Source organism: Flavobacterium cryoconiti (assembly GCF_048158645.1).
Taxonomy (GTDB): Bacteria; Bacteroidota; Bacteroidia; order Flavobacteriales; family Flavobacteriaceae; genus Flavobacterium; species Flavobacterium cryoconiti.
In genome coordinates, this window is sequence record NZ_JBLNKW010000013.1 from 16,723 (window position 1) to 29,577 (window position 12,855).

The following is a 12,855-nucleotide window of genomic DNA, read 5'->3' on the forward strand; positions in this document are numbered from 1 at the left end:
TATTTTGTATAAAATATAAAATATTAAAGACTAGTAGTTTATAAAGATGTTTTGTAATTGCGTTTAAAATATTTATAAATAAATTGTGATAATTTTTGTTCAAAAATTGTTATTTTTCGTCGTTTAAAATGAGCGCTGACTTTTTCTAAATTTCAACGATAAAAATCCTATTAATTGTTAATTATCAAATAATAATTGATTTTTTTTTAATTTTGTTAAATAAAATGGGTTTTATTTTGGTTTTTTAAAAACTTATTAACGAAAACGTTTGAATTTAGAGCTGTTTACTAATTTATAAAAAATGCAGCTTTAAAAGTGCTGAATGTTTGCTAATTTTACACTTTAATACTTAAATAATGCCAAAAACAATAAAAAAGGTTGGTGTTCTAACCTCGGGTGGAGATTCACCAGGAATGAATGCAGCAATTCGGTCAGTTGTTCGAACATGTGCTTATCATAATATAGAATGCATAGGAATATACAGAGGATACCAAGGAATGATTGAAGGTGACTTCAAAGAAATGGGACCTCGAAGTGTAAACAACATTGTAAATAAAGGAGGAACGATTTTAAAATCGGCTCGATCTACAGAATTCAGGACTCCAGAAGGAAGAAAAAAAGCCCATGAACATCTTTTAAAAGCAGGAATTGATGCTTTAGTTGTAATAGGAGGTGATGGTACTTTTACTGGAGGTTTGATATTTAATACCGAATTTAATTTCCCAGTTATGGGAATTCCAGGTACTATCGACAATGATATTTTCGGAACAAGCCATACTTTAGGGTATGATACAGCCTTGAATACAGTAGTAGATGTAATCGATAAAATTAGGGATACTGCAAGTTCTCATAACCGTTTATTCTTTGTAGAGGTAATGGGAAGAGATGCTGGTCATATAGCATTGAATGCTGGTATTGGAGCAGGAGCTGAAGAAATTTTGATTCCGGAAGAAGATTTAGGATTGGAAAGATTATTAGAATCATTACAAAAAAGTAAAGCTTCAGGAAAATCATCCAGTATCGTAGTTATTGCTGAAGGGGATAAAATTGGTAAAAACGTATTCGAATTAAAAGATTACGTTGAAGCTAATTTACCGGAGTATGATGTGAGAGTTTCTGTTCTGGGTCATATGCAACGTGGTGGTTCACCATCATGTTTCGACAGAGTTTTGGCTAGTAGATTAGGAGTGAAAGCTGTTGAATCATTATTGGAAGGCAAATCAAATTATATGGTTGGTTTACAAAGCGACAAAGTTGCCCTGACACCATTAGAACAAGCTATAAAAGGTAAAACAGAAATTGATAGAGAGTTATTAAGAGTTTCTGATATAATGTCAACATAGAAGTGGTTAAAGTTTATTGTGAGGAAATTAGACTTTATATAAGTTAAATAAAAACAAACAAAAATTAAAGTAAAATGTCAAAAGTAAAATTAGGAATAAACGGTTTTGGAAGAATAGGAAGAATTGTTTTCAGAGAGTCTTTCAACAGAGATAATGTAGAAGTTGTAGCTATCAACGATTTATTAGATGTAGATCACTTAGCTTACTTATTAAAATATGATTCAGTTCACGGTCGTTTCAATGGAACTGTTGAAGTTATAGATGGAAAACTTTTTGTAAACGGAAAAAACATTCGTATTACTGCTGAAAGAAATCCTGCAGATTTAAAATGGAATGAAGTTGATGTTGATGTAGTTGCTGAATGTACCGGTTTCTTTACTACTATTGAAACTGCAAACGAGCACATTAAAGGTGGTGCTAAAAAAGTAATTATTTCTGCTCCTTCTGCTGATGCCCCAATGTTTGTAATGGGAGTAAACCATGAGGAAGCTTTAGCAACTGATATGGTTGTTTCTAATGCATCTTGTACTACTAACTGTTTAGCTCCATTAGCTAAAGTTATCAATGATAACTTTGGAATTGTTGAAGCTTTAATGACTACCGTTCACGCAACAACTTCTACTCAAATGACTACTGATGGTCCTTCTAGAAAAGACTGGAGAGGTGGACGTGCTGCTTCATGTAACATCATCCCATCTTCTACAGGTGCTGCTAAAGCAGTAGGGAAAGTTATTCCTTCATTGAACGGAAAATTAACAGGTATGTCAATGCGTGTTCCTACAACTGATGTTTCTGTAGTTGATTTAACTGTAAAAGTTGAAAAAGAAACTACTTACGAAGAAATTATGGCTGTATTGAAAAATGCTTCTGAAACTACAATGAAAGGTATCTTAGGGTATACTGAAGATTTAGTTGTTTCTCAAGATTTCGTTTCTGATTCAAGAACATCTATCATTGATGCTAATGCTGGAATTGGATTGAACTCTACTTTTTTCAAAATCATCTCTTGGTATGATAATGAATATGGTTATTCTAGCAAATTAATTGATTTATCTGTACATATTGCAGGTTTAAAATAATTCTTTATATTTACAAAGTCCCGTTATATTATATTTAACGGGATTTTTTATTTTTTGTGCACTTTTTAAAATGTAAATTTTATACTTCATGCATTTTAAATAAGTAAAACGAAATACAAAAAAACCAAAAAAACCAAAAAAAATGAGATTATTAGTTGATAGTGGTTCTACCAAAGCTGATTGGATTGCGATAGATGATGATGGAAAAGTATTGTTTACAACGCAAACTTTAGGATTAAATCCAGAAATTTTGGAGGGAGATGAAATAGTGGAACGTTTAAATGACCGTTTTGATATTTTACAAAATAAAAAGGAAGCGACCCATTTGTTCTTCTACGGAGCAGGTTGTGGAACCGAAAGAATGAAAGTTGCACTTTCACAAATTTTTCAAAACTATTTTCCAAATGCAATTATAGTTGTTGAAGAGGATACTTATGCTGCTGTATATGCTACAACACCTAAAGGTGAAAAAGCTATTGTTAGTATTTTAGGTACAGGATCTAACTGTAGTTATTTTGATGGTAAAGAATTACATCAAAAAGTACAATCATTAGGTTATATCGCTATGGATGATTGTAGTGGTAATGTTTTTGGAAAAGAATTAATCAGAAAGTATTATTTCAATAAAATGCCGAAAGAATTGGCAGTAGAATTTGAAAAAGAGTACGATTTAGATCCTGATGCTATTAAAAGTAAATTATATAAAGAACCAAATCCAAATGCTTATTTAGCGACATTTGCCAAGTTCTTAATTCAACATAAAGAAACTGAATTTTGTAGAAAAATTATTTTCAAAGGAATGAAATCTTTTGTGAAGAATTATATTAAACAATATGATAACTGTAAAGAGGTGCCTGTACATTTTGTAGGTTCTATAGCATTTTATTTAAAAGAGGAACTTCAAGAGACTTTTGATAAATATGAATTAAAATTAGGTAACGTACTAAGAAGACCAATTGATGGACTTATTGCGTATCATATTGCTAATAAATAATTTTTATGGAGATTGCAATAATTGCACATGATGGTAAAAAAGCAGATTTAGTTCAGTTTTTAGAAAAAAACAAAGCTATTTTACAAGAAGAAAAAATACATTTAATTGCAACTGGGACAACAGGAGGCAAAGCCGAAAATTCAGGATTCAAAGTGACAAAAATGCTTTCAGGTCCTTTAGGAGGTGATGCTCAAATTGCAGCCAGAGTTGCTGAGGGTAAAACTCAAATGGTTTTCTTTTTTAAAGATCCATTATCAAGTCATCCTCACGAAGCTGATATTAATATGCTTATTCGTGTTTGTGATGTACATAATGTGCCATTGGCTACAAATGAGGCAACGGCACAATTACTATTAAATGCTATTGCACTGCAATCATAGAAATTTCCACATTTACATTTTTTGGCAAACAAGCCACTTGAACCGTTTCACGAGCTGGAGCGGTTTTTTCGTTAAAATAAGAACCATAAATAGTATTTATTTTTCCAAAGTCATTCATATCCATTATGAAAATTGTAGTTTTTACTACGTTTTCAAACGTCATTCCGGCAGCCTCTAAAACTGCTTTCATGTTTTGCATAACTTGTTCAGTTTCGGCTTCAATTGTTTCGGTAATTAATTCTCCAGTTGCTGGGTCTATTGCAATTTGGCCAGAAGTATACAGTGTATTTCCCTTAAGAACAGCTTGATTGTATGGACCAATAGGAGCAGGAGCATTTTCAGTAAAGATTATCTGTTTCATAATATTTTAGCGTTTAATTATTTAAGTCGAAAACTATAATTTAGAATTATAGCTTATTTGTATAGAGAATTATTTCTTAAGGAATCTAGGCTTGAGTATTAGTTCAAAATGGATGGATATTGAGCTAAACTATCTGTTCGTTCTACTTCTTTTATCGAATTTTATATCGCTCAATACCCCGGATTTTATTCCGATAAAAAAGCCCCAATTAGCATTTGTTCCAAAAGGTGTCCAGTTGAAATCCATTCTCCAACTTAATAAATCTCTTTCAAAACGTAGTTGGGTAAAAGTAACCCCTTTTTGTACAAAATCATAACCTGTTGATACACCAGCTTTCCATTTTGGACTTATGTCTGCATTGGCTGATATCATTATAGAATTCCCTATGATTTTCTTTTCTCTATTGTTGTTTCCGTAAGTCAAAGAGTAAGCAAAAGTCATGTCCCATGGTAGTTTTGCATTGAAGAATTCAGAAATTTTATCTTCTTCTTTTTCACTTTCGCTAAATTGACTTTTTCTACTGTCGTTTAAATCAGTATTTGTTCCAAATAAATCATCTTCACGACCTCCATTTCTTTCGCTTTGAACGTTTTTATCTTTCTTAGTTTTATCTTTTTCTTTACTTGAAATAGCATAATTCAAAGTCATATTAGCACTGGTCATTCTAAACAAACTTCCACCATTGTCAATATTATAAACATTAATTCTAGTGCCTGAATTGTCAATTGCATAAGGATCTAAAGTAGCTCCAAAATTAACATTCATTTTGTTGGCAAAAAGTTGTGTTCCACCGCTAACTCTAACTGGTGACCATGCTAGGGATGTTTTACCATCAGCATTAAGATTATAGCTGGTTGAAAAATTTAAATTATTAAGCAGCATTACCTTTTTAGGTTCCACCTTAGTACTATCCTTATCAGTAACTTTAGCTTCAAAAGTATTACTCAAGTCAAATCCTAACGTATTAGAGTTTGAAATACCTGGCGCTCCAAAAATTCCAGCTTCAAATCGAGAATATTGCTTTGTCATAGTCCCGGTTGCATCTGAAGCATAGGTATCGTAATATTTTTCAAAACTGGGTGTATAACCATACGAAACTGAAGGACGCATGACGTGACGAATTGATTTTATTTTTTTGTCTGCTCCAAAATTAAATGTTCCATAAATAGTCGTTCCTAAACTTGATGAAAAAGAGTAGGTTCTATAGGCATCAAATCCATTTACAATATTATCGACTACTTTACTTTGTTCGTCATCATAACTTCTATTAATCGTCTTTGTATACCAAACTTCTCGATAGTTAAAAGAAGAAGAAGCACTGAAATATTTGAATAATTTAAAATTGGTACTGATTGGAATAGTATGTTCAATACCAGTTTTTGCATTTCTAAACATTTGAGGCTTAAAGAATAAAGAATCGGTTGTTACAATGCTATTTTTACCGCTCAGGTTATATTGTAGATTGATGTTCTTAAAGAACCCCTTTTTTACGCCATCTTTACCTACAAAAGGATATAAACGATCAACACTTACTTGGAGTGTTGGTAAAGTCATATTAATTTCTTCAGTTTGTGTGTTTTGAGAATGTGTTGCTGTCAATGACATTCTGACTTGTGGTACTGAATTGAAGGTTTTACTGTAAGAAACCGAAGAGCTTAATGTATTATTAAGATTAGATCCAATGTTTGCCTGATTTATGGATTGTCTAAAATATTTACTACTTCCAAGATTTACGGAAGCAGAAAAACTTGAGTTAGGGTTTGATTTAGAATCTTTAGAATGAGACCATTGAATATTATAAATTTTCTGCTTTAAATAATCAGGATAACCTCTTTCGCTTGTAATTAAATTTTCAAATCGTACATTTAAATTTCCTCGATATTTATACCGTTCGGCGTAACTAGACTCAAAACGCATTCCATAACTACCATTGGTATAATAATCTCCTAAAACAGTTAAATCATAATTATTACTAAGTGCAAAATAATACCCTCCATTTTGTAAAGAAAATCCTCTTGTGTTAGAATCATTATAACTTGGTAAAATCAATCCAGAAATGCTGGTCTCTTTACTCATTGGGAAAAATGCGAATGGTAAAGCTATAGGTGTAGGTACATCGGCAATAACCATATTGGTCAAACCAGTGACCACTTTTTTACCTGGAATAAATTTTACTTTGTTCGTTTGGAAATAATATTCTGGATTATCAACATCTTTGGATGTGGTAAAGCGAGCGCCTTTTAAGAAATATACAGAATCATTTTCTTTTTTAGTAATAGCCGCTTTTATTTTAAATTCCCCTTGATCTGATCTGGAATTCCATATCAATGCTTTTTTTGTTTTAAAATTAAAACGAATTGAATCAGGTTCGACAACATTAGTCCCTTGCTTGAAGTTTGGATATTGTTTGTAAGCTCCTGTCGAATCCTTTATCCGGCCTGCATAAACTTCGTTCTTTTCATAATCCATGACGATAAGTCCAGATTTTAATTCGACATCCTGATAATATAGCTCTGCTTTATCATATAAAGTGATCAATTTTTTCTTTTGATCAATTTTCACATATTTCTCAGCCTTGTATTTTACTTTGCCGTCTAGAAATGCTTTTTGGGGTTTGACAGTATCTTTTTTTATCGAATCAGTTTCCTTTTTTATAGTTGTAGTCGATTTTCCAGTATTATTAACAAAGGTTTTGGAGCTATCTGTTTGTTTTTTAGTAGCTATAGCTGTTGCTTTTTTTGTTGTATCTTGAGAATATAATTTACCAGCTCCTATTGTTAGGAAAATTGATAATAAAACGATATTAAATAAGTTTGTATGCAAAGGTTTAAATGCTATTTTTGTAAAATTATGGCTTGTTTTTTGACATGTCAAACTTACATATTATTTTTTGTCAAAAATAATCAAATAAAGAATTTATAACCTTAGTGTTTTAATTAAAATTAACTTTTAAATTTATGCATATTTCATATAAAATTAAAATAATATTTACCCTTCTTTTTACAGTTGGTTCATTTAGTATTTATGCTCAATCAAATATTTTTAAAGTAACATTGGACGCAGGTCATGGAGCTCATGATTTTGGTGCAGTTTACAATGGACATGTAGAGAAAAATATTGCGCTTGCAGTAGTACTGAAAGTAGGGAAAATTTTAGAATCCATGCCAAAAATGGATGTGATATATACCCGAAAAACGGATGTTTTTATTGACTTAGTAGAAAGAGCCAATATTGCGAATAGGGCTGATGCTAATATTTTTGTATCGATACATTGTAATGCAAATAGAAATACTGAGGGATATGGGACGGAAACCTATGTAATGGGTATGACAAAAGTTGCTTCAAATTTAGAAGCGGCTAAAAAAGAGAACTCCGTTATAACCTTAGAAAAAGATTATAAACAAAAATATGAGGGATTTGATCCTAATTCTCCTGAAACAATGATAGGCATGACCTTGATGCAAGAGGAATATTTAGATAATAGTATTTCACTGGCAAGTAAAGTTGAAGATGCATTTGAGTTATTGGGTAAAAAAATAAGAGGAGGAGGAGTTAAACAAGCGCCTTATATGGTACTTCATAAAGCATATATGCCCAGAGTTCTTATTGAAATGGGTTTTATTTCTAATTTTACGGAAGGAAACCTTTTAGACTCAGAAGATGGTCAAAATGAAATTGCTAAAGCTATAGCAGAGGCTATTGTAAGTTATAAAAGAGATTATTATGGGAATGGTGAAACTGAAATTATTGATGTAAAACCGTCACAGAAAATTTTTGACAAGCCAATAAAAGACACTTCATCTCCTGTCAAACCAAAAGTAATTTTAAATTCTTCTGAACTCAAAAAATCAATAAAAAATGCGGATAGTTCCCAACCTCTATTTAAGGTGCAACTTTCTGCCAGTGTAAAAAAAGTGGAGTTAGCCCCTAAAAATTTTAAAGGGTTGAAAAATATATCTATTTCATATGACAATAGAGTTTATAAATATATGTATGGAGAAACTTCAGATTATGATGAGGCAAAAAAACAATTACAAGAAGCAAAAGATAAAGGCTATAATTCTGCATTTTTAATTGCATTTAGAAATGGAGAAAAAATTAGTGTTCAAGAAGCACTCAAATAATAATAACAAGTTGAATATTTTATATTAATTTTGAAAAAAAATTATATTTTGAAAATAACTAGAGAAATCAAAACTGCCATATTAGTCATTGCATCAATTTTATTATTCATTTGGGGCTATAGTTTTTTAAAAGGAAGAGACCTTTTTACAAATTACAAAACATTTTATGTAGAATATGAGAGTGTAGAAGGATTAGCCACATCGGCGCCTGTAACTCTAAACGGTTTGATTATAGGAAAAGTAAATAGTATTGCATTAAATGAAAATACAGGGAAGTTATTGGTTGAATTACAATTGAAAACTGATTTTCCTATTTCTAAATCCAGCACTGCTTCTATTTACGAACCAGGATTCATTGGAGGAAAGCAAATTGCAATTTACCCAAATTTTAATGATAAAACGCTAGCTGTTGATGGACAGAAATTGCAAGGAGAAACTAAATTAGGACTTACCGATAAAGTAGGTGATAAATTAGCTCCTCTTCAGGAAAAGCTAGAAAAAATAATGGTTAACACTGATAAATTAATATCAGGGATTAACAATGTTTTAGATAAAAACGGACAAGAAAATTTAAAGGTTAGTTTAGCAGAATTAAGTAAAACTATGGAGCAATTTCATAAAGCTACTGTAGGTGTTAATGCTTTATTGGATGATAATAAAGCTCAAATAAAAGGAGCGGTAACCAACTTTAATAAAATATCTGGTAATTTTTCTAAAATATCGGATTCATTGAATAAAGCGGATATAGGTAAAACTGTCAAAAATCTAAATAAAACCTTAGCACGTGTTGATGGTATTATGATTGATTTGGAATCAGGAAAAGGCTCTATGGGGAAATTATTAAAAGACGAGGCTTTTTACGAAAATATAAAAGCAACAACAAAAGAATTGGAATTATTACTTCAAGATGTAAGATTGTCTCCTACAAGATATGTTAATATTTCTTTGTTTGGAAAGAAAAATAAACCTTATGTTGCTCCAAAAAATGATACTTTAATAAAAGTAAAAAACTAGTGATATGAGCTATTTAGACAATATATTATTTGCTATATTATTAGGTATTGGTTTTGGTTATTTTTATGGTAATGTAAAAAAAATCATTAGAAATATAAACCTTGGTGGAGCAATAGACCGTAAAGACAATGCTAAAGAGCGTTGGAAAAATATGGCTATGATTGCTCTTGGACAATCTAAAATGGTGAAAAGGCCTGTTGCAGGGTCACTTCATATTGTCGTTTACCTAGGATTTATAATTATCAATATTGAGTTATTGGAAATAATTATTGATGGTCTTTTTGGTACTCATAGAATTTTTGCTTTTTTAGGAACTGCTTATAATATATTGATTGCTTCATTTGAAATTTTGGCTCTTTTAGTTTTAGTTGCTGTTTTTGCTTTTTGGATAAGAAGAAACATAATTAAGTTGAAACGATTTTCAAGTGCTGATTTGAATGGCTCTCCTAAAAAAGACGCCAATTATATTTTGTATTTTGAAGTTGTTTTGATGACATTGTTTTTATTAATGAATGCTTCTGATTTGCATTTGCAAAATATACCAGGAGGTTTTTCTCATTTTATTAAGGCAGGTTCATTTCCAGTAAGCCAATTTATTGAGCCATTGTTTAATGGAATGTCAAATGAATTGGTAATGCTTCTTACAGAAATATTTTGGTGGTTGCATATTACCGGGATTTTGATTTTTATGAACTATCTCTATTTTTCAAAACATTTGCATATAATATTAGCATTTCCAAATACCTTTTTTGCAAATTTAAATCCACAAGGTCAATTTGATAATTTAGAATCAGTTACTAAAGAAGTGAAAATGATGATGGATCCTAGCGCTGATCCATTTGCAGCAGCGCCAGTTAACGAAAGTGAAGCACCAGCTAAGTTTGGTGCAAGCGATGTTCAGGATTTAAATTGGGTACAATTATTGAATGCTTATACGTGTACTGAATGTGGTCGTTGTACCTCTTCTTGTCCTGCCAATATTACAGGAAAAAAATTGTCTCCTCGAAAAATCATGATGGATACAAGAGATAGGCTGGAAGAAGTAGGAAGAAATATAGATGCTAATAAAGGAGTTTTCGTTCCAGATAATAAATCATTATTAAACGATTATATAACACCTGAAGAACTTTGGGCATGTACTTCATGTAATGCATGTGTTGAGGAATGTCCAGTAAGTATAAGTCCTTTATCTATTATTATTGATATGAGACGTTATTTAGTAATGGAACAAAGTGCCGCACCAATGCCAATAAATGCTATGATGACCAATATAGAAAATAATGGGGCACCATGGCAATACAATCAGCAAGATCGTTTGAATTGGAAAAATGAATAGTCGTTTTATTGTTTAATTGGTTATTTTTTTTACTGAATAACTGATTTAAACACTAACAATTTTCCATTAACCAAATAAGCAAATAACCGCATCAATAAAATATTATGTCAGAAAGTTTAATAGTGCCAACCATGGCCGAAATGCTAGCTCAAGGAAAACAACCTGAAGTTTTATTTTGGGTAGGCTGTGCAGGAAGTTTTGACGATAGAGCAAAAAAAATAACTAAAGCATTTGTACGAATTCTAAATCGTGCAAATGTTTCTTTTGCAGTACTTGGTACAGAAGAAAGTTGTACTGGAGATCCAGCTAAAAGAGCGGGGAATGAATTTTTGTTTCAAATGCAAGCCATGATGAATATTGAGGTTCTCAATGGGTATGAAGCTAAGAAAATTGTTACTGCTTGTCCGCATTGTTTTAATACGTTAAAAAATGAATATCCTGAATTAGGTGGGAAATATGAAGTAGTTCATCATACGGAGTTTTTAAAATCCTTATTAGATGATGGAAGATTAACTATTGAAGGAGGTCAATTCAAAGGGAAAAGAATTACTTTTCATGATCCATGCTATTTAGGAAGAGCGAATAATGTATATGAAGCGCCAAGAGATCTAATCCTTAAATTAGATGCCGAATTAGTAGAAATGAAACGTTCTAAAGCAAACGGATTATGTTGTGGTGCTGGCGGTGCGCAAATGTTTAAAGACGCTGAACCTGGTAATAAGGAAATCAACGTTGAGAGAACGGAAGATGCATTAGAAACAAAACCAGAAATTATTGCTGCGGGTTGTCCTTTTTGTAATACTATGATGACTGATGGTATTAAAAATAAGGAAAGAGAAGCAGATGTGAAAGTGATGGACATTGCGGAATTAATCGCAAACGCTCAAGATTTGTAGGGTTATATTATTTAACGTTTACCTATTTTATTATGATTTACAAAAATTTTATATTTTTCATAATAATGGTTACGAGTTTTGTTTCAATGGCTCAAACCATAGATAAAACAGATTCGATAGCTAGTTTAAAAGTTAAAAATAATTATCAAATACAGTTTAAGGCAAAACAATTGATTATTCCTGTAGCTTTAATTGGGTATGGAATAATCGGAATTGGTAGTGATCAATTAGAAGCATTTAATTTTGAAATTAGAGAAGAGGTAAAAGAAAATATAGATAGAAAATTGTCAATTGATGACTTTTCTCAATACGCTCCTGTTGCCTCAGTATATGCTTTGGGTGTTTTAGGAATTAAAGGAAAAAATAATATTCGAGATAAAACTATTATTGTTGCAACTTCCTATTTAATTATGGGATTAACTGTGAATAGTCTAAAAAAAATAACTAAAGTGGAACGGCCTGACGGTTCCGGTTTAAACTCTTTTCCTTCAGGGCATACTGCAACAGCTTTTATGGGAGCAGAATTATTATATCAAGAATATAAAGATGTTTCTATTTGGTATGGAATTTCTGGGTATGTTGTTGCTACAGGGACGGGAGTCTTTAGAATGTATAATAACCGTCATTGGTTTACTGATGTAGTTGCAGGAGCTGGAATTGGGATATTGAGTGCAAAAGCAGGCTATTGGTTGTATCCTACCATAAATAAATTATTATCATCTAAAAAGAACACAAATAAAAAATCAACATTTATTCCTTATTATGATGGAAAGCAAGTAGGATTTGGCCTTGTAACTGTTTTTTAATCATAAGAATAGTAGAATTAATTATAAAAAAATAGTATGTATATTCCATTTGAAAATTTACCAGAAGAATCCAAGATATGGATTTATCAATCGAACAGAAAATTTTCGGATGAAGAGTTTTCTGAAATTGAAACAGCTTTGCAATCTTTTCTTGAAAGTTGGGCTGCGCATGGTACAAGTTTAGAATCATCTTACCAATTAAAATACAATAGGTTTATTATTATTGCCGTAAATCAAGATGTTCAAGCTGCCACGGGTTGCTCTATAGATTCCTCTGTAGAATTTATCCAAAGTTTAGAACAAAAATATAATGTTGATTTACTGGATAAAATGAATGTGACTTTTAAATTAGGCGAGCATATTGCACACAAGCCTTTAATTGATTTTAAGAAAATGGTTAAAGATAAAGCCGTTACTGAAAACACAATCGTTTTCAATAATTTGGTTAATAATATAGAAGAATATAATGAGTCTTGGGAAGTTCCAGCCATTGACAGCTGGCATAGTCGCTTTTTTTAATAA

Annotated in this window: 12 protein-coding genes; 10 read left to right on the forward strand and 2 right to left on the reverse strand. The window is 31.3% G+C overall.

The annotated features are described in order from the left end of the window. The first annotated feature begins 356 nt into the window (after positions 1 to 356). The 4 genes from pfkA (at position 357) to ACM55H_RS16460 (ending at position 3,796) form a co-directional block, all read left to right on the forward strand. Complete coding sequence (pfkA, locus tag ACM55H_RS16445; RefSeq protein ID WP_035672830.1) at positions 357 to 1,343, forward strand: 6-phosphofructokinase; 987 nt, start codon at positions 357 to 359, stop codon at positions 1,341 to 1,343. A gap of 74 nt (positions 1,344 to 1,417) precedes the next feature. Further along, a complete protein-coding gene (gap, locus tag ACM55H_RS16450; RefSeq protein ID WP_035672828.1) occupies positions 1,418 to 2,422 on the forward strand; it encodes a type I glyceraldehyde-3-phosphate dehydrogenase in 1,005 nt (334 codons plus the stop codon). Between the two features lie 142 nt (positions 2,423 to 2,564). Further along, on the forward strand, positions 2,565 to 3,416 hold the full coding sequence (locus tag ACM55H_RS16455) for an N-acetylglucosamine kinase (protein WP_039109859.1): 852 nt from the start codon (positions 2,565 to 2,567) through the stop codon (positions 3,414 to 3,416). A 5-nt stretch (positions 3,417 to 3,421) separates the two neighbouring features. Beyond that, complete coding sequence (locus ACM55H_RS16460) at positions 3,422 to 3,796, forward strand: methylglyoxal synthase (RefSeq protein WP_416837547.1); 375 nt, start codon at positions 3,422 to 3,424, stop codon at positions 3,794 to 3,796. Here ACM55H_RS16460 and ACM55H_RS16465 read toward each other — a convergent pair. Beyond that, on the reverse strand, positions 3,777 to 4,157 hold the full coding sequence (locus ACM55H_RS16465; protein ID WP_416837548.1) for a RidA family protein: 381 nt from the start codon (positions 4,155 to 4,157) through the stop codon (positions 3,777 to 3,779). The genes ACM55H_RS16460 and ACM55H_RS16465 overlap by 20 nt on opposite strands. Positions 4,158 to 4,286: 129 nt before the next feature. Further along, complete coding sequence (locus tag ACM55H_RS16470; RefSeq protein WP_416837549.1) at positions 4,287 to 7,031, reverse strand: putative LPS assembly protein LptD; 2,745 nt, start codon at positions 7,029 to 7,031, stop codon at positions 4,287 to 4,289. A gap of 83 nt (positions 7,032 to 7,114) precedes the next feature. On the opposite strand from ACM55H_RS16470, the gene ACM55H_RS16475 reads away from it, so the two are divergent. The 6 genes from ACM55H_RS16475 to ACM55H_RS16500 all read left to right on the forward strand — a co-directional run bounded on the left by ACM55H_RS16475 (position 7,115) and on the right by ACM55H_RS16500 (position 12,852). Beyond that, a complete protein-coding gene (locus ACM55H_RS16475) occupies positions 7,115 to 8,281 on the forward strand; it encodes an N-acetylmuramoyl-L-alanine amidase family protein (protein WP_416837550.1) in 1,167 nt (388 codons plus the stop codon). A 48-nt stretch (positions 8,282 to 8,329) separates the two neighbouring features. Continuing rightward, entirely contained in the window at positions 8,330 to 9,295 is a 966-nt protein-coding gene (locus ACM55H_RS16480) for an MlaD family protein (protein ID WP_416837551.1), read from the forward strand. Between the two features lie 4 nt (positions 9,296 to 9,299). Beyond that, positions 9,300 to 10,631, forward strand: a complete 1,332-nt coding sequence (locus ACM55H_RS16485) for a 4Fe-4S dicluster domain-containing protein (protein WP_416837552.1) — start codon at positions 9,300 to 9,302, stop codon at positions 10,629 to 10,631. Positions 10,632 to 10,735: 104 nt separating this feature from the next. Then, positions 10,736 to 11,527 carry a (Fe-S)-binding protein gene (locus tag ACM55H_RS16490; RefSeq protein WP_416837553.1) on the forward strand — a complete coding sequence of 264 codons (792 nt, stop codon included), beginning with the start codon at positions 10,736 to 10,738 and terminating at the stop codon, positions 11,525 to 11,527. An 86-nt stretch (positions 11,528 to 11,613) separates the two neighbouring features. Next, complete coding sequence (locus ACM55H_RS16495; protein ID WP_416837554.1) at positions 11,614 to 12,333, forward strand: phosphatase PAP2 family protein; 720 nt, start codon at positions 11,614 to 11,616, stop codon at positions 12,331 to 12,333. Positions 12,334 to 12,369: 36 nt separating this feature from the next. Next, entirely contained in the window at positions 12,370 to 12,852 is a 483-nt protein-coding gene (locus ACM55H_RS16500; protein ID WP_035672808.1) for a hypothetical protein, read from the forward strand. Positions 12,853 to 12,855: the final 3 nt, after the last annotated feature.

What these genes read in the sequence shown, in the direction of transcription:
- pfkA (WP_035672830.1), top strand. Translation starts at nt 357, where the DNA reads ATGCCAAAAACAATAAAAAAGGTTGGTGTTCTAACCTCGGGTGGAGAT.
- gap (WP_035672828.1), top strand. Translation starts at nt 1,418, where the DNA reads ATGTCAAAAGTAAAATTAGGAATAAACGGTTTTGGAAGAATAGGAAGA.
- ACM55H_RS16455 (WP_039109859.1), top strand. Translation starts at nt 2,565, where the DNA reads ATGAGATTATTAGTTGATAGTGGTTCTACCAAAGCTGATTGGATTGCG.
- ACM55H_RS16460 (WP_416837547.1), top strand. Translation starts at nt 3,422, where the DNA reads ATGGAGATTGCAATAATTGCACATGATGGTAAAAAAGCAGATTTAGTT.
- ACM55H_RS16465 (WP_416837548.1), bottom strand. Translation starts at nt 4,157, where the DNA reads ATGAAACAGATAATCTTTACTGAAAATGCTCCTGCTCCTATTGGTCCA.
- ACM55H_RS16475 (WP_416837550.1), top strand. Translation starts at nt 7,115, where the DNA reads ATGCATATTTCATATAAAATTAAAATAATATTTACCCTTCTTTTTACA.
- ACM55H_RS16485 (WP_416837552.1), top strand. Translation starts at nt 9,300, where the DNA reads ATGAGCTATTTAGACAATATATTATTTGCTATATTATTAGGTATTGGT.
- ACM55H_RS16490 (WP_416837553.1), top strand. Translation starts at nt 10,736, where the DNA reads ATGTCAGAAAGTTTAATAGTGCCAACCATGGCCGAAATGCTAGCTCAA.
- ACM55H_RS16495 (WP_416837554.1), top strand. Translation starts at nt 11,614, where the DNA reads ATGGCTCAAACCATAGATAAAACAGATTCGATAGCTAGTTTAAAAGTT.
- ACM55H_RS16500 (WP_035672808.1), top strand. Translation starts at nt 12,370, where the DNA reads ATGTATATTCCATTTGAAAATTTACCAGAAGAATCCAAGATATGGATT.